A 16,876-nucleotide genomic window follows, 5' to 3' on the forward strand; every position below is an offset into this window, starting at 1 on the left:
CCCACCTCCCCTCTGCGCTCGATTCCCAGCCGACGGCCCTACCCTGGTATACACTGAAAGAAGTAATGGCAGGTAATCTTTTCCCAAAAATCGTACGTAAAAGTCGTGTCGTCTGAGCAATCGTGCTATGCCATTACATACGGGGGGACACTTACATGAAAACGTCTACAGCTTTACTATCGGCCGCGCTCCTACAGGCCCTTTTTCTGCAACCCGCACTGGCGCAGGACGGAAACACCGCCCTGGTGCCCCTGCCCTCGATTGACGACTTCACCCAGGGTGAAGATGGCTTCGCCTTCGGCCTTGGACTGGCTGTTGAATACGAAACGGCCTACGAAGGGTCCGATGAATTCGGCGTCGAAGTCGATCCAGCGGGCGCCGTGCAATGGCGCAACGACGACGATATCTTCTTCTGGGCCGGTGAGGCGCTCGGATGGCGCGGCCTTCGCTCGGACACCTGGCTATTTGAGGCCGTTGTGGGCTTCGAAGAGGGTCGAGAGGAAAGCGACTCCGATGACGGGCGACTGGATGGACTCGGCGCTACTGATGAGTCGGTCGAATTCGCCCTGCAAGCGCGCCGGGCGTTCGACGCCGACTGGCGTTACTGGCTGGATGGTCGATTGGTCACCAGCGACAACGGAACCCTGGGCATCTTCGGCGTGGGTCGCCGCTTTGGCGACCAGATGGACGGCACCGGCTCTGAACTGGCGATTGTTGCGGTGTACCACGACAGCGATCTCGCCAATACCGAATTTGGCATAACCCCCGCGCAGTCCGCTGCCTCGGGGCTAGCCGAGACGGAACTGAGCGGCGGTTTTCGCTCAATTGGCCTGAATTACACCTACCGTAACTACATCCGTGAGAACTGGCAGATTTTCGGTGAGGTGCTCTATGAGCATTTCAGTAGCGATATTCAGGATAGTCCCATCGCGCGTAGTGACTATGAAGCCGAAGTGGGGATTGGGTTTATTTACGTGTTCTAACGGACGGCGCTGCCAACCTGGCAACGCTCAGCGTGTACCCGCCATCAATTGCACAACGGAAGGAATGGCAATTGATGGCGGCATCAGCCGCGCTTGTAAACCTGCTTTCGATGGCCAATCTTCACAACCGTTACAACAAGAAGCTCATCCACCACTTCATAGATGATTCGGTACACACCCTGCCGGACTCTATAGCGCTCCTGCCCTGAAAGTTTTTCACTGCCGACCGGGCGAGGATCATCCTGCAACGCCTCCACCCGCTGAAGAATGCGAGCAACGTCTTTGTTGGGGATTGAGCGAAGGTCTTTCGAAACGGATTTCTTGAAAACAAGCTTATAGTTTGCCATGAGCCTTCAAATCGTTCAGCAAAGCTTCATAACTCATGGTTGGCTCAGATACCCGCTCCTCAAACGCCGCCAGGTCTTCCTGATCCTCCGCTAATGCCGCGCGAACCGCATCATTAACGATATCGGATAAAGAACGATGCGTATGCGCCGCCTTCAGCCGCAGCGCCGCATGTAACTGAGGGTCAAAATAAACCGTAGAACGCTTCGATGGCTCGCTCATGGAATTCTCCAGATATAACGACATTGACGCACTATAGCGTCATGACATCAAAGCGTCAAGCGTCACCAGCGTAAAGTCCGGAATGGAGAGAGGCGACTAACGGGCTTTTCTTTGCGCGATGTACTCCAACGCCTCTGGGTCGGCGTTGATCTGTCGCTCCAGAACTTTTAGCAGCGTTGCCCTTGAGACATAGCGATGCGAGTCTGCGCCGTATGTGGAGGTTCCCATAATGAACGCCGCCAACACTAAATACTTCGTGTAATCATGAAAGTCCGGCAGGAAGGTCGACAAAGCCGCCATTGCCGCAATCAGTACCGCCAGCGCGTATATGACGTTTGCGTAGGAGAATTTGTCTTTAGCTTTTAGGTACAGCTCTATGTCATCTTTTGTCATAACCGGCTCCCTGATGAGCAACACTGTTTGCCGAAAACCCTGTAAACACAAAGCACCAAATCCGACAACGACACCAATTCAGAAATAAAACGCTAGAGGGGGTTATCTACTTATCGAACTGGCGGTTTTTTAACATTATTTCATCAATCTCTTTTTTGATTTTACTGGCGCCGCCAACACGCGTAACTATGCAATGAGGGCGTAGCAGCAACGGAAAAGTTGTCGTGATAACTGACTTTTTATAATACGATTTTATTTTTTGAAGTGATTTTGCACATACTCGACGAGCTTCGGCCCTTCAAGCTTATCCGTAGCTGGGTTTGTGCGAACATAAAACTCTTTACCGTCGAGATAGCACGGAGAGGTCGCTGGTTTGCAGTCAACCATCAACACATTAGCATTACCGAGCCCCACCAGTCGATGATTAATATAAGGGTAATTTTGTTCGCCTACTCGTTGCTTAAGCTGGTTTTTAAAATGTAGCAGGAATGCATCTGTGCTCTTGTGAAACTTTTCCACCTCGCACCTAACCCCGGGAATGTCTCCCGAGTCAGCCACGCCAATCAAAAGGACTCCCCCATTCGTATTAAGAAACGCAACTATTGTCTTTAGTGCTGAAAGCTCGATGTACTTTTCCTTTGTTCCCTTTCGTACATCAAGGCTGAAACTTTCCTTAAACTCAAGGGTTTCAGACTCTCCCTCCCGAGCCAAGCTCATGACCTTATCTGCTTCGGTAAGACCGCCAATCGTTTCCAGCATACCGTCTACTTGCCCCCGGATTGCGGAGGCACGTCCGGGATTCAGAGCGAGTTCTCTTTGAAAGTTCGCAATAGCCGTTCTCAACGCTTGAAGCTGGCTATGCGAGCGCACAATTTCCTCCTGTTCCTTTAAGCTTGGAACTGCAAATTGCGCTTGAGAAAGATCAGATTTTGTTATCCGCGGTATTACTGTCCCACGCGTCAGAGATCGCAATATCAAAAGGCCTAGCCCGGAGCGAAAGAAGGCTGTAGCGTACTGACTATTGACTGCATCCGACAAAACAACCTGAATGAGGTTGTGATGCTTTATCGTCACCGATGAGAGGTTGTCGGTAACGAGGGACGTCCCGACAGTTGGCACATAAATCGAATTGTCCTTATGCTCGAACGACTCTCTGGACCGAACCGAATTTATTTCAAGAGAGACCTCACCTAGCGCAAAGCTCTTGTAGTCATTATATTGGGTCTTGAGGCGATCAATCTGAAGCCGCGCCTTCAAGCTTTCGAAGCCATCAAATCTCCCATCCGCAAGCGACATTCCTTCATACAGAGAATTCGACTCCGGCTCATCGCCCCGACTAAACGCTTGAGCGATTTCGACAGCTTGGCTCTCATCCCCCAACTCAGCAACAAAAAGGCTCGAACGATCTTGTCGACTAAACGCGACAATTACTGGCCGAATGGCGGATCTAGTCAGTAGCTTTGGAGGAGCATTAAAGACACCATTTAAATAGAAACCCTCGTTCGCCAATGCTTTCTGAAACCTTGGCCACTCCGAGATCCCAAGCGCGGTCGACTCCATTATTGCAACACACAAACCCTTTGAGGTAAGCAGGTTAAGTGCTTTGTACAACTCTATCCAGCTTCCCCGAGCACTGATTGTTGAGCCGCCCATCTCGATCTTCTTTCGGGCCGTCCCCAATGGAAGATCGAGGACCACTAAGTCATACCTCGTATTTGACCCAGTACTGTCAAGCCAATCATAACCTCCGACTATTGCCCCTGCACCCGGAATGTCGAGCAACGGATCACTCGAAAGCTTTATGACTATAGCTGACTCAATCAACCGCGAGGCCGCCAACGCCTCGACGAAACTCCCTACGATGAATTTTGGATGTGTCACTACTCCACCCTCATTATTCCTACAAAGCATTCAACGCCGTCGCTTTTCGGTATAACGAAGTCCCAGCGCGAGTGCGCTCGTCAACAGCCACGGGTTAGCTTTTGTTGATAGATTTTTTTGCGACGAGGTTCCACGATTTAACATCGGGTTCACACTGCATCATCTTGACATCTTTTCTCCCCCAGGACTGAAGCACATCCTTCAACTCTTTGTCAGTAACAGAGCCACCTTTGGTAACATTTCTATATAAATTTCGCCCTAAATAAATTTCTTTAAGCGAGTTTTCCGGCACATCAAGGCAGTATAAAGGTCGACCAGAGACAGTTACTTTATTCCACTCACGATATCGACCACTACCTGTGTGATATCCGAAGGGGATATTTTCAATATTTTTTACAATACGGACTTCTTCTTCGTATGCCCACTCAAGAGACTTATATAGAAAAGCTCTTTTCATCAAATTGTAGGCATTCGAGTCAAAACGAAGTTTACCGCCAATGTTCATCAGCTCATGCTCGCCAATCACAGGGAGATCCTTATGAGGCTTTGTAGCTGAGTAGATCATCTCTCCATACTGGCTTGAAATCACATTGCTTTGCGGGTCTGAAAATCCGGCCAAATCACAATCATACCCAAGGACCACCCCTTGGTGAGAGTCTCCATAATGCGACCACATAAGCGCGTTTAACGGCTGCCGAGTCAACGATAAGACACCGTATTTTCTCGAGAAGCGGTTTCTGCACGCATCCGTGGCTGTTTTCGCGCTTATAGAATCATCGCCATCTCGAAAACCAAAGGCTGTGCACTCAAAAGGATCGTTCAAGTCTTCAAGGCATGAAAATCCTATTGATAGGGAATCGATCACCTTCCGAGCGGCATTGAAGGACATGTACTTGTATAGGATCATGAACCTCTCTCAAAAAAGCTAGCGACCGGCTTTTGGAGCGGATTTGCAGCCATTCAGTAGCGGGAAAGCCGTTCACTCCAAAGGATCAGCAACAACCGTTTATTATGTACTACTTAGCTTCCGCACTCACTGCATTTCCAGCCACCGACCTGCACATTTAAAATCTTCCATACGATGACAAGCAGCAACCACACACCAACAGTTGCGACAGTCAGAATCAGATGCACCAGAAGCATAAACCCGCTTGACTTACTATTATTTCGATGATGCTTGGTAGTTTTAGAACACCTTTTGCAGTACTCCAATTTTTCTTCGATTACTCTTGCCATCACCTTCTCCGCCTATTATTTAGATAATTAATTTTGCACATCCAACAAAACCACATTCAAAAGGGCGACGTCTTCCAAGCAACGGTTACATAAAAAGAAACTTTTCGGACACTTTGGAGCCGCGAAGCGGAAGGGAATTGTCCCGAAATAGCGCATGGTTAAGTCTTGTCTGATCTTTGTTCATAAGTATGATGACTCATGAAATCAATTTTTTGAATAATGGCTCCAAAATATTCTCAGAAGTGCGTTTTTTATAGACATTAAAAAGACGTCTCACTCTAACGTATTGGATAATACCAATAGATTTGGAAACCTTAAGAATATCTGACCTCAATTCGGCCAAAAGATGCTCGACAAGTTCACTCTCCATTTTTGGAAGTTCAGACTCAACATGCTCCGCTGAAAGGTCGTTATCACTAAGCATCTCCAAATAACGAACCCAATACTCACGGACTTGAGGGATAATATCCATTAGCAGCGAATTAGATTTAAGGCGATGTGCTAGCACGGGATTATTTCGAGCAATTCGTTCGAGCTTTTGGACATAACCTGCGTCATCCCAACCATTGACTTGGGATAGCATTGCTTCCAGCTGGGGCTTAACTAGAGGCTCCATAATCCGGAAAAACTCTTCATTTTTCGCCAAGTTCTTGTGGCCTAGACGCTCCATCACTTCAGCGCATGCTTCAAGATAATTTCTTGGTTTGAGGATTTGCGTAGCTCTTAACGAACTATAGACTCCTAGAAGCGTGAATATTAGCCCTCGGAATTCATCTTTATATTCAGCAGAACGTCTGTAGAGAAACCCCACACCTGCCAACAGAGACCCTAATATGGCACCAAACATGGAAGCTAAAAAACTAGGTGGTAAATCCAAAAAAACCCCTCAGAATCTAACAACTGTATATCAAGCCTGTACGTTTATGAGTCAAGGTAGGCCACGGGGTAAAGTGCTGACACTCAACCAACTCCCGACAACAATACCTTCCTCCCTGGGTGTAAAAGTGTGCTGGCACTGTTTCTCCCGACCTGCGGCACGCTTACCTTTAACCAATTTCAGTAAGCCATTGATTTTTCTAAATTTTATTTTATCGGGTCAAAAAAGCGTTAACCGCCTGAATGTAAAGTGTGCACTAATTTTTCAGAAATTCAAATATGAGCTTTAAATCTTCAAATCACCCGCCCTGCACAGTACCCACTGGCCCAAGCCCACTGGAAGTTGTATCCCCCCAGCCAACCGGTCACGTCGAGCACTTCACCGATAAAGTACAGCCCCGGCACTGCTCTTGCCTCAAAGGTCTTGGAGGACACCGCCTGGGTGTCCACCCCGCCGCGGGTGACTTCCGCGGTGCGGTAGCCTTCGGTTCCCGGCGGGACGATCTGCCAGCGGTGGAAGCCTTCGCACAGGGCGTCCATGTCGGCGCGGCTCCACTCCGCCAGTGGTTTGTCCTGTAGGCCGCTCGGGAAGATGGGCAGCTCCAGCCAGGTTTCTACAAAGCGCTTGGGGAGGTGGCGGGACAGGCGATTTTTGAGGGTGGTTTTTTGGCCGTCGGAGCGCCATTGGTTCAGCAGTTCCCCGAGAGCTTCTCCGGGCAGGAAGTCGATGGTGATGGCTTCCTGACGGTGCCAGTAGTTGGAAATCTGCAAGATGGCCGGGCCACTCAGGCCTCGGTGGGTGAAAAGCAGGGCTTCGGCAAAGCGCTGCTCGCCACACTCGACCGTCACCGGCAGTGACACGCCCGAGAGCGAGCGGGCAATCTCCAGCCATTGGCCGCTCAGGGTGAAGGGTACCAGTGCTGCTTCCCGCTCGGTGATCGGCAGGCCGAACTGTTTGGCGATCTGATAACCGAAGCCGGTGGCGCCCATGGTGGGAATGGACAGGCCGCCGGTGGCGATCACCAGGGATTCACACTGCACACCGCCGTTGGTTGTGGTCAAGGTAAAGCCGCTGTCGGCTTTCTCGATTGATTCAATGGCGCAGCGGGTCTGGATGCTCACGCCCGCTCGGTCGCACTCGGCCAACAGGATGTCGAGAATATCCCGGGACTTGTGATCACAAAATAATTGCCCCAGCGCTTTTTCGTGATACTGGAGATCGTAACGCTGCACCAACGCCAGAAAGTCGTAGGGGGTGTACCGGCGCAGGGCGGAGATGCAGAAGTGGGGATTGTCGGAAATGAAGTTCTCCGGCGAGACATCGTAGTTGGTGAAATTACAGCGCCCACCACCGGACATCAGGATTTTTTTGCCCACTTTGTTGGCGTGGTCCAGCACCGCCACGCTTCGCCCGCGAAATCCGGCGGTGGCGGCACACATCAGGCCGGCGGCGCCGCCGCCGATAATCACGCAGTCGTAATATTTCATAAAGGGTTTTGCGCCTGCTTGCGCGCCTTGGCCTCGGCTCGGCGCTGGCGGAAAAATTCGGTCAGTTGCTGCTGGCAGGCCTCGGCGAGTACGCCGCCCTGCACTTCCAGCCAGTGGTTGTAGTAGTCCGTCTGCGCCAGTTTATTGCGGCTTTCAACCACACCGGCTTTGGGTTCGGTGGTGCCGTAGACCAAGCGCGCGACGCGGGCGTGAATCAGGGCGCCGATGCACATGGTGCAGGGCTCGAGGGTCACATAAAGGGTGGTATCCGGCAGGCGGTAGTTCTGCTCCGCTGTGGCGGCCTGACGCAGCGCCACCACTTCGGCATGGGCGGTGGGGTCCTGAGCGCCGATGGGCTGATTGAAGCCTTCACCTAGCACTTCATCGTCGCGGACCAACACGGCACCGACCGGCACTTCGCCCCGCTGCGCACCCTGCTCCGCCAACGCCAGGGCGCGCTGCATCCAGTGTTCGTCCCGCGCGTTCAGGTCGTCCGCTGTTACTGTCCTGCCCACAGGTGATCCTTTTCCATGGGTTCCACATAGGCAAAACGCGGCACGGTTTCCCCCGCCACTTCCACCGATTCGTTAAACATGGACAGCGGCCGGACCCAGAGGCTGTAGTCGCCGTAGAGGCAACGATAGACCACCATGGCCTCCCCGGTTTCACTGTGGGTGGCTACTTCCAGTACCTGATAGTCCTTGCCTTTGTAGTGGCGATAGCGGCCGGGCTTGAGCGGCTCGTCGGGTCGTTCTTCGGTTTTGTTCATAACAGATTACTCGTTCTATCGGGCGTCGTATCGGGCCGCTACACAATGCCCTGTTCGCGCAAATCACTCAAGTCTTCCGCACTCAGGCCCAAAGCGTCCTGCAATACCCCGTCGGTGTGTTGGCCCACTTCGGGGCCCGGCCAGTTGGTTCCGCCGGGGGTGCTGTCCAGGCGCGGCATCATCGCCGGGATTTTCAGCGGCTTGCCATTGATCTCGACCTGCTCAAACAGGCCCCGCGCCTGAAAGTGCGGGTCGGCCATCATATCCGCGACATTGTAGATCGGGCCCGAGGGCACCCGCGCCGCTTCGAGTTTGGCCAGAACCTCGGTGGATTCGAGGGAACCACACCAATCGGACAGTGCACCATCGATTTCTTCCACGCATTCGACGCGCCCGGCGTTGGTGGCCATGCGTGGATCTTCCGCCATCTCCGGCCGGTCCGCCGCGCGCATCAGGCGCTGGAAAATGGAGTCGCCGTTGCCGCCGATCACCACGTATTTGCCATCCTGACACCGGTAGGTGTTGGTGGGCACAATGCCGGTGACGGTGGTGCCCGAGGGCTCGCGAATCACACCGGCGCCGTCGTATTCCGGCACCACCGCTTCCATCAGATTGAACATGGCTTCGTACAGGGCCACATCCACCACCTGACCTTCCCCGCCCGGCTGGCGCTCGCGCTCGAACAGCGCCAGGGTAATGCCCAGCGCCGCGTGCAGACCGGCGATGGTATCACCAATACTCAGGTTCGGGCGCACCGGTGCCTGGTCCGGGTGGCCGTTGACGTAGCGGAAGCCGCTCATGCCTTCACAGACCGAGGCGAAGCCGGGTTTTTTGGCATAGGGGCCGGTCTGACCGAAACCGGAGATCCGGCAGTAGACCAGCGCCGGGTTGCTTTGCTTGATGACGTCGGGGCCGAGGCCCCAGTTTTCCATCACGCCGGGTCGGAAGTTTTCGATCAGGACGTCGGCGCTGTCGATCAGTTGCCGGGCGATGTCCCGGCCTTTGTCCTGTTTGAGGTCCAGGGTCACGCTTTTTTTGTTGCGGCCCAGGCTGCGCCACCAGAGGGAGGTGCCGTCTTCTACCACGCGCCAACCACGTAGGGCGTCGCCTTTGCCCGGGGGTTCGATTTTGATGACCTCCGCGCCGAAGTAGGCGAGCATGCAGCCGGCGAAGGGGCCGGCGATGAGTTGGCCGAGTTCGATGACGCGGATGCCTTCGAGGGGGCGGTGGGGGGTGGTGTTTGTCATAGGTTGATAACGGCTTTGCCGATCAGGGTGTTGGATTCTATTAGTTCGTGGGCTTTCTGGGCGTCACTTAGTGCAAAGCGATGGTTTATCAAGGGTTTTACTCGTCCGAGGGCGATCAGGGGCCAGACGCGTTGTTCCAGTTCTCGGGCGATGCCGGCTTTGGCTTCGGTGCTCTGGGCTCTTAGTGTCGAGCCGGTCAGGGTCAGGCGTTTGAGCATTAGCGGCATCAAGTCTACCTCGACTTTGCTGCCGTTTAGAAAAGCGATATTGACGATGCGCCCTTCTTTGGCCGCTGCTTTGATATTGCGCTGGACGTAGTCGCCGCCGACCATGTCCAGAATCACATCGGCGCCCTGGCCGTCGGTGAAGGCTTTGACTTCGGTGACAAAATCCTCTTCGCGGTAGTTGATCGTCCGGTCGGCTCCTAGCGCCAGGCAAGCCTCGCATTTTTCAGGGCTGCCGGCGGTCACGATGACGCGGTGATCCAGGGCCTTGGCCAGTTGGATGGCGGTGGTGCCGATGCCACTGGCGCCGCCGTGGATCAGCAGGGTTTCGCCCGGCTGCAGCCGGGCCCGCTGCCAGAGGTTGTGCCAGACGGTGAACAGGGTTTCCGGCAGTGCGGCGGCGTCTTCCAGGTCTAGCCCCTCGGGCACCGGTAAGCATTGATCTGCCGGGGCGATGGCGTATTCGGCGTAGCCGCCGCCGTTGACCAGGGCGCAGACCCGGTCGCCCAACTGCCAGCGCTGAACGCCCTCGCCGACCGCGACGACGGTTCCCGAGACTTCCAGCCCCAGCACCGGGGAGGCATCTTCCGGCGGCGGGTAGAGTCCCTGTCGTTGCAATACGTCGGGGCGGTTTACCCCGGCGGCGGCCACTTGAATCAACACTTCATGGGCGCTGGGCTCGGGTACCGGGCCTTCGGTCAGGGCCAGTACGGAGGGCGCACCGGTGGCACTGTGGTGGATGTAACGCATGGTGGCTGGGCCCGGCATATTCAGGGCTCCAGCCGGTCGATGGTCCAGTTGCCGTCGGGCTGCAGGTTGTACTCGAACCGGTCATGCAGCCGATGGGCGCCCCCCTGCCAGAATTCCATCTGCTGGGGACGCACCCGGTAGCCGCCCCAGAAATCCGGCAGCGGGATGTCCTGCCCCTCAAAACGCTGTTCCAGTTCACGAAAATGGGCCATCAGTGCTTCGCGGGATTCGACCGGGCGGCTCTGGTGGGACGCCCAGGCGGAGAGTTGGCTTTCCCGGGGGCGGGAGTGGAAATAGCGCTCGGACTCCTCCGCCGACAGTGGTTCAGCGATACCGCAGACATCCACCTGACGCTCCAGGGTGTGCCAGGGAAAGTGCAGGCTGACTTTGGGGTTGGCGGCCAGCTCGCGCCCCTTGCGGCTGGTGCGGTTGGTGTAGAACACGAAGCCGTCGGAATCCAGCCCTTTGAGCAGCACGATACGCTGGGAAGGCTGCCCGTCCGGGGAGGCGGAGGCGAGCACCATGGCCGTGGGGTCGGGAATCTCCGCCTTCACCGCCTGCTCCATCCAGACTTCAAACTGATCAATGGGGCTGGCGCTCAAATCTTCCAGGTTCAAACCACCGCGCAAGTACTCCCGGCGCAGACTCTGCAAATCAAGACCCATACTCAAGACTCCCGGTGAAAACCGACTCCGCCGATGCGGAACCGTTAAAAAAATCGACATGAAACAGTCGCGCGTTCAATCTCTTACCGCGTATAGTACTGGTAAAACCCGACACCGTTAACCAGAGATTATGAACGACAGATCCCCGATTCTGGGCATTATCCTCGCCGGAGGACTCGCCCGCCGCATGGGCGGCGGCGATAAGTGCCTGCTGCCACTGGGCGGCCAGACCCTGCTCCAGCGGGCGATTGCCAAAGCCAGACCCCAGGTAACCGAGCTGCTACTCAACGCCAATGGCAACCATCTGCGGTTTACCCGCAGCGGACTGACGGTCCTGTCAGACGAGTATCCCAATTTTCCCGGCCCTCTGGCGGGCATTCACGCCGGCCTGCAGTGGCTGGAAAACCATCGCCCGGAGCAACAGTGGCTGGCCAGCTTTGCCAGCGACACGCCGTTTTTCCCGGACAATCTGGTCAGCGAATTGTACCGCCAGGCGCAGGAGACCGATGCGTCTCTGGTCCTGGCCCGCTCCGGCGAGCAGACCCATCCGATCTTCGGGCTGTGGCACCGCTCCCTATTGCCGGCCATTCGTGAGGCGCTGCAATCGGACCAGACACCGCGACTGCAGGATTGGGCGCGGGAACAGAACGCCGAATCGGTGACCTTTGAGCAGACCGGCTACGACCCGTTTTTCAACATCAACCGCCCTCAGGATCTGTACGATGCCGAGGCGCTACTGCCTCTGACCGACCGCGCCCGCTAGCCCCTGTTACCCAGGCCCAGCCCGTGCAATACGGGCCCCTTTCCGGTATACTCCGCCGCCTTCAAACCAAGCCACCGGTCTCGCGACTTGGCAGTTGACCCCCGGGGCATTCGGCCCTGAAGGTTGGCCCTCGGAAATTCCCGTTGCCCGTCCAGTTCACTGGTAAACCGCCGTGTATCGGCCGGTTTGCCAGCCGGTTTTCTCTTTTCAAAACCATCGGTGACGCCCGCCCTGCGCAGCCGTCCACGGTATTGACTTCGAACTGCTGGAAGATACTTATGCTCGCAAACATTCGACAGGAATGGTTCTCGAACCCCAAAGGTGACAGCCTCGCCGGCATTGTGGTGGCGCTGGCGCTGATTCCCGAGGCCATCGCCTTCTCCATCATTGCCGGAGTCGACCCCAAGGTCGGCCTGTACGCCTCTTTCTGTATCGCCGTGGTCACGGCGTTTGTGGGTGGCCGACCGGGCATGATTTCCGCCGCCACCGGCGCCATGGCACTACTGATGGTGACGCTGGTGAAGGAGCATGGGCTGGAATACCTGCTCGCCGCCACGTTACTAACCGGGGTCTTTCAGATCATTGCCGGGATCATAAAGCTGGGGGCACTGATGCGGTTTGTCTCCCGCTCGGTGGTGACCGGTTTTGTGAATGCCCTGGCGATCCTGATTTTCCTGGCGCAGTTGCCGGAAATCACCGGGCAAAATGCTACCCTCCCGGTGTATCTCATGCTCGCGGCGGGCCTCGGTATCATCTATCTGTTTCCGCTGCTGACCAAAGCCGTGCCGTCCCCGTTGGTGTGCATCATTGTTCTGACCGGGATCGCCGTGTACCTGGGTATGGACATTCGCACCGTGGGCGATATGGGCGAGCTGCCGGACAGCCTGCCGGTATTTTTGTGGCCGGATGTGCCGCTGAACTTTGAAACCCTGCAGATCATTTTCCCTTACTCGATCACCCTGGCAGTGGTCGGCCTGCTGGAGTCCATGATGACTGCCACCATCGTGGACGATCTGACCGATACCCCGAGTAACAAAAATCGTGAGTGTATCGGCCAGGGTACCGCCAATATCGGCTCCGGCCTGCTGGGTGGTATGGCCGGTTGCGCCATGATCGGCCAGTCGGTGATCAACGTGAAATCCGGTGGTCGCACCCGCCTCTCCACCCTGACCGCCGGGGTCGTGCTGCTGATTATGGTGGTGTTTCTGGACCAGTGGGTCGCGGCCATTCCCATGGCCGCTCTGGTAGCGGTCATGATCATGGTGTCGATTGGTACTTTCAGTTGGTCGTCGGTCAAAAACCTGAAAGACAATCCCAAGAGCTCCAGTATCGTCATGGTCAGCACCGTGGCTGTGGTGGTCGCCACCCATAACCTGGCACTCGGCGTGTTGGTGGGCGTGCTGTTGAGCGCGCTGTTCTTCGCCCGCAAGGTGGGCGACATTCTGTATATTGGCTCCAACCTTTCCGAGGATGGCGAACACCGCACCTATCATGTGGTCGGCCAGGTGTTCTTCACCTCCGCCGAACAATTTGTTGACGGGTTCGATTTTAAAGAGGCGATCGGACAGGTTACTATCGACCTGCACCGCGCCCACTTCTGGGACATTACGGCGATCAGCTCCCTCGATAAAGTGGTGCTGAAGTTCCGCCGTGAAGGGACCGATGTGGAGTTGATTGGCCTGAACGAAGCCAGTGCCACGCTGGTGGACCGATTTGCCGTGCACGACAAGCCGGACGCTGTTGAACGCCTGATGGGCCACTAACCGAGAGAAAGAGTATGCACAACAAAGTGATTGCCTGTATCGATGACTCTCAGTACGCCGAATCCGTCTGTGATTACGCGGCCTGGTCCGCCCAGCGAATGGACGCACCGCTGAGCCTGGTGCACGTGCTGGACGAGCCCACCCAGGGCAGGAAGCAGAACCTGAGCGGCAGCATCGGCTTTGGCTCTCAGGAGGCGCTGCTGGAAGAGCTCGCCAGCCTGGACGAGCAGCGCTCCAAAGTGGCCATGGAACACGGCCGACTGATGCTCAAGGCTGCCCGTGAACGGGTGGAGCAGAAAGGTGTGAACGAGGTGGAAACCCGCCAGCGTCACGGCGAACTGGTGAGCGCTCTGGCCGAGCTGGAAACCGAAACGCGGATGCTGGTGGTGGGCAAGCGCGGCGCGGACACCGCCTCGGCCCATGGCCATATCGGCAGTCACCTGGAACAGATCATCCGCACCCTGCACCGGCCGATTCTCATTGCCCAGCAAAGTTTTGAACCGCCCAAGGCGATCATGTTTGCCTTTGACGGCAGTGCCACCACCCGCAAAGGTGTGGATATGGTGGCGGCCAGCCCGCTGTTCAAAGGCATTCCCATTCACCTGGTCACGGTCGGTGCGGACGTGGACAGCAACCGCGAACAACTGGACTGGGCCAAGAACAAGCTGATCGAGGCCGGTTTCGAGACCCAGGGCACCATCATCGCCGGTGACCCGGAAACCGTTCTGGAAGAGTATCAGCACACCCACAATATCGATCTGCTGATCATGGGCGCCTACGGCCATTCGCGTATTCGTCAGCTGATTGTGGGCAGCACCACCACTCACATGATCAGCAAAACCCGCATCTCACTGATGGTGCTGCGCTGAGTATGACCGTTCCGGAGTGGTGGCGGCCGCTGTGCCGGTGGCAGTTCGTTCTGCTGCTGGCGATCTTCACCTATTTCGGGCTGACCACCGCCTCTGGCCCCCATATTCCGCAATACAACGACAAGCTGATGCACTTTCTCGGTTATGGTGTTGCCGGCTGGTCAATCACCGTCGCCCTGCCGGGCTGGCCGGTGTGGCAGCGTCTTCTGGTGTTGGTGGTGTACTCGACGGGTATTGAAGTGATCCAGCATTTTTTGCCGCCGCGCACCTTCAGCCTCGGCGATATTCTGGCCAATGTCAGCGGCGCCCTTTTGGGTATTGGCTCGGCCGAGCTGGCCCGCCGGCTCGCTCCCAACCTGAGCCGCGCCTTACTCGAACGCTGATTCCTGACCTCGGGCCCCCTGGGTCAGTCGCTGGCGTCGATGCAGCAAGGCCGAATAGGTGCCCAACCCGGTCACCAATGCCAACACCCAACCGAATATCCGCAACACGAAGATCGGTAGCCAGTGCGCATCCTGAGAGCGGGTCTGCACCGCGAACTCCCAGCCACGTTCAGAGCCCAGGCGCACCACATCCTCGTCCTCAAACAGCGCCTCGTCGCCCCACAGGGACACGGAATTCCCCGGGCGGTTGACCCGCACCGCAAACCGATGGCGACTGTCCCGATCCATCACCCCGAACATGGCGTCCAACAGGGGCTCGGCATCAATCACCGTGGACAATAGCCCCCAATAGACGTCGTCCACATAAATAGGGTCACGGTAGACAAAAGCCTCACCGCCCTGGATCAGCTTCACACCCTCGGACAGCACCGGCTCGCGTTGCTCTACCGCCCTTTTGACGTCCGGCCACTGGGTCTCGAGCTCGCGGTAATCCAGGCCGATGGCCGCCTGATTGCCTTCGGCGGGATAGACATAGCTCAACTGGTAGTCCACGGCCACACCGAAATTCCGGATGACCGGGCTGGTCTGGTAGGCCACCCGCAGAATATTGAGGATCTCTTCACGCTCCAGGGAGTCGTGACGCACGGAAAAGTAACTGCTCAGGCCACGGGTGAGATAAAGCACATTGTTCAGCTCGCGCTCGGCGTTGGCGCGCAGGTCGGCAGCGAAGGTCACGGCTTGAAAGCGCTGATCGCTGTGGAGCTTCCCCTTGTATGCGAAGATCACCCCTTCCACCACACCGATTACCAACAAAAACACCAGTGCGGGCAAAATCAGGGGGGACCGTTTTCCGGACGATGGACTCAAACCGGAATTACCTCCATTTCATAAACGACGCTACGCCATCATACGCTTCACTCTGACGTGGTGCCAGTGCCGCCCCAGATCCCGCGAAGGAAGGCGGACACTTCATCCGCTGTGGGTTGCAGCCAGGGATCAAACAGCCAGAACGTATGCGGTGTATTGTCAAAACGCTGAACGTGATAGCGGATCCCCAGCGGTTCCATCTTGGCGATCATTTCATCGCGCCCCACACCAAATCGTTCCCGGGCACTATTCAGAAACAGAATCGGCGGCATATCGGCGTGGACATAGTAAATGGGCGAGCCTTTATGCCAGAGCTCGGTTTGCTCCGCGTAGCGCCCGCCGAACCAGGAACCGGCGGACGACGGGTTCTTGCTCGGATCATCTTCGTAGTGACGCGCCTCCTCCGAGGTGAAGTCAGACAGACCATCAATATTCAGAATCGCCTGCACATCGCTGGATACCGGGCTGTGTGCCTGCTGCGGATCGAAATACGGATCGCCGGCGGTAATGCCGGTCAGACTGGCAATCTGCCCGCCGGCGGAGGTGCCACCCACGGCAATCTGGTCCGGGTTAACACCATAGGCCTCGGCATGCTCGCGCAGCCACCGAATCGCCGCTTTGACATCGTGAATGGCGGCGGGAAAGCGCGCCTCGGGCGCCAGCCGATAACTGATATTGGCCACCACAAACCCTCGCTCTGCCAAGGCGTTGGCCAGGGGCGTCAGGTTTTCCCGGTAACCCGAACGCCAACCGCCCCCGTGCACCAGAACCACGGCCGGACGAAAGCTCCCCGCCTCTGGCCGATGCAGATCCAGTTGCAGCGCCCGCCGACCGTATTGCACATAAGTCAGGTCCCGCTCGACGCGTACTCCGTCGGGCGTATCGAGACTGGCGATTTCAATATGCGGGAACTGCTTCACTTCCTTTTGATAGGTATTTTCCGCCGTATAGGTGTTTTCAAAAGGCACCGGGGGTTCGGTGATGACGGATGGCGCGCAGCCGAGTAAAAACAGGGGGGCAAATAACGAAGCGAGTTGTTTCATGGTGTTCTCTCATTGGTTTTATCATTTTGAATGGTTGATTTGGCACTGCATGAGTGCCGATAGTGACACAAAAAAGGCCAGCAAACGCTGGCCTTTTTTGTTACTGCAA

19 protein-coding genes are annotated in these 16,876 nt (G+C 56.2%); 5 read left to right on the forward strand and 14 right to left on the reverse strand.

Features of this window, described 5'->3' with window-relative positions; translation table 11 throughout:
* Positions 1-155 precede the first annotated feature (155 nt).
* Positions 156-983 carry a MipA/OmpV family protein gene (locus N645_RS0105715; RefSeq protein WP_024460552.1) on the forward strand — a complete coding sequence of 276 codons (828 nt, stop codon included), beginning with the start codon at positions 156-158 and terminating at the stop codon, positions 981-983.
* An 83-nt stretch (positions 984-1,066) separates the two neighbouring features.
* On the opposite strand, the gene N645_RS0105720 is transcribed toward N645_RS0105715, so the two are convergent.
* The 12 genes from N645_RS0105720 to pdxH all read right to left on the reverse strand — a co-directional run bounded on the left by N645_RS0105720 (position 1,067) and on the right by pdxH (position 11,079).
* Positions 1,067-1,330: a type II toxin-antitoxin system RelE/ParE family toxin gene (locus N645_RS0105720; protein ID WP_024460553.1), complete on the reverse strand. Its 264-nt coding sequence runs from the start codon at positions 1,328-1,330 to the stop codon at positions 1,067-1,069.
* Positions 1,317-1,550 carry a hypothetical protein gene (locus tag N645_RS0105725; protein ID WP_024460554.1) on the reverse strand — a complete coding sequence of 78 codons (234 nt, stop codon included), beginning with the start codon at positions 1,548-1,550 and terminating at the stop codon, positions 1,317-1,319. The genes N645_RS0105720 and N645_RS0105725 overlap by 14 nt, the downstream gene beginning before the upstream one ends.
* Before the next feature lie 96 nt (positions 1,551-1,646).
* On the reverse strand, positions 1,647-1,943 hold the full coding sequence (locus N645_RS0105730) for a hypothetical protein (RefSeq protein ID WP_024460555.1): 297 nt from the start codon (positions 1,941-1,943) through the stop codon (positions 1,647-1,649).
* A 252-nt stretch (positions 1,944-2,195) separates the two neighbouring features.
* Positions 2,196-3,824, reverse strand: a complete 1,629-nt coding sequence (locus N645_RS0105735) for an RNA-binding domain-containing protein (RefSeq protein WP_024460556.1) — start codon at positions 3,822-3,824, stop codon at positions 2,196-2,198.
* A gap of 94 nt (positions 3,825-3,918) precedes the next feature.
* Entirely contained in the window at positions 3,919-4,731 is an 813-nt protein-coding gene (locus tag N645_RS0105740) for a DUF2971 domain-containing protein (protein WP_024460557.1), read from the reverse strand.
* 525 nt (positions 4,732-5,256) lie between these two features.
* The gene (locus tag N645_RS0105745; RefSeq protein WP_152521622.1) at positions 5,257-5,937 is read right to left on the reverse strand and encodes a hypothetical protein; all 681 of its coding nucleotides are present in this window, start codon (positions 5,935-5,937) and stop codon (positions 5,257-5,259) included.
* A 293-nt stretch (positions 5,938-6,230) separates the two neighbouring features.
* Positions 6,231-7,424: an NAD(P)/FAD-dependent oxidoreductase gene (locus N645_RS0105750; RefSeq protein WP_024460559.1), complete on the reverse strand. Its 1,194-nt coding sequence runs from the start codon at positions 7,422-7,424 to the stop codon at positions 6,231-6,233.
* Entirely contained in the window at positions 7,421-7,939 is a 519-nt protein-coding gene (tadA, locus tag N645_RS0105755) for a tRNA adenosine(34) deaminase TadA (RefSeq protein ID WP_255327663.1), read from the reverse strand. The genes N645_RS0105750 and tadA overlap by 4 nt, the downstream gene beginning before the upstream one ends.
* Positions 7,924-8,193 (reverse strand): DUF1653 domain-containing protein, encoded by a 270-nt coding sequence (locus N645_RS0105760; RefSeq protein ID WP_024460561.1) that lies wholly within the window; start codon positions 8,191-8,193, stop codon positions 7,924-7,926. The genes tadA and N645_RS0105760 overlap by 16 nt, the downstream gene beginning before the upstream one ends.
* 38 nt (positions 8,194-8,231) lie before the next feature.
* Positions 8,232-9,440, reverse strand: a complete 1,209-nt coding sequence (locus N645_RS0105765; protein WP_024460562.1) for a CaiB/BaiF CoA-transferase family protein — start codon at positions 9,438-9,440, stop codon at positions 8,232-8,234.
* Positions 9,437-10,432 carry an NAD(P)H-quinone oxidoreductase gene (locus N645_RS0105770; RefSeq protein WP_036159897.1) on the reverse strand — a complete coding sequence of 332 codons (996 nt, stop codon included), beginning with the start codon at positions 10,430-10,432 and terminating at the stop codon, positions 9,437-9,439. Before N645_RS0105770 ends, N645_RS0105765 begins: the two co-directional genes overlap by 4 nt.
* A 2-nt stretch (positions 10,433-10,434) precedes the next feature.
* Positions 10,435-11,079, reverse strand: coding sequence for a pyridoxamine 5'-phosphate oxidase (gene pdxH, locus N645_RS0105775; protein WP_024460564.1), 645 nt, complete (start codon positions 11,077-11,079; stop codon positions 10,435-10,437).
* Positions 11,080-11,209: 130 nt separating this feature from the next.
* Here pdxH and mobA point away from each other — a divergent pair, with 130 nt between their 5' ends.
* From mobA to N645_RS0105795, 4 genes are all read left to right on the forward strand, one after another.
* Positions 11,210-11,842, forward strand: a complete 633-nt coding sequence (gene mobA / locus N645_RS0105780; RefSeq protein WP_024460565.1) for a molybdenum cofactor guanylyltransferase MobA — start codon at positions 11,210-11,212, stop codon at positions 11,840-11,842.
* Between the two features lie 278 nt (positions 11,843-12,120).
* On the forward strand, positions 12,121-13,605 hold the full coding sequence (locus N645_RS0105785; protein ID WP_024460566.1) for a SulP family inorganic anion transporter: 1,485 nt from the start codon (positions 12,121-12,123) through the stop codon (positions 13,603-13,605).
* A 14-nt stretch (positions 13,606-13,619) separates the two neighbouring features.
* Positions 13,620-14,474: a universal stress protein gene (locus tag N645_RS0105790; RefSeq protein ID WP_024460567.1), complete on the forward strand. Its 855-nt coding sequence runs from the start codon at positions 13,620-13,622 to the stop codon at positions 14,472-14,474.
* A 2-nt stretch (positions 14,475-14,476) separates the two neighbouring features.
* Positions 14,477-14,857, forward strand: a complete 381-nt coding sequence (locus tag N645_RS0105795) for a VanZ family protein (RefSeq protein ID WP_024460568.1) — start codon at positions 14,477-14,479, stop codon at positions 14,855-14,857.
* Here the strand turns inward: N645_RS0105795 and N645_RS0105800 are convergent.
* Both N645_RS0105800 and N645_RS0105805 read right to left on the reverse strand, forming a co-directional pair.
* Positions 14,843-15,724 (reverse strand): CHASE domain-containing protein, encoded by an 882-nt coding sequence (locus tag N645_RS0105800; RefSeq protein WP_081665891.1) that lies wholly within the window; start codon positions 15,722-15,724, stop codon positions 14,843-14,845. The two genes, N645_RS0105795 and N645_RS0105800, sit on opposite strands and share 15 nt — an antisense overlap.
* Positions 15,725-15,771: 47 nt before the next feature.
* Positions 15,772-16,767, reverse strand: coding sequence for an alpha/beta hydrolase (locus N645_RS0105805; protein WP_024460570.1), 996 nt, complete (start codon positions 16,765-16,767; stop codon positions 15,772-15,774).
* Positions 16,768-16,876 lie beyond the last annotated feature (109 nt).

The organism is Marinimicrobium sp. LS-A18 (assembly GCF_000463525.1).
Classification (GTDB): domain Bacteria; phylum Pseudomonadota; class Gammaproteobacteria; order Pseudomonadales; family Cellvibrionaceae; genus Marinimicrobium; species Marinimicrobium koreense.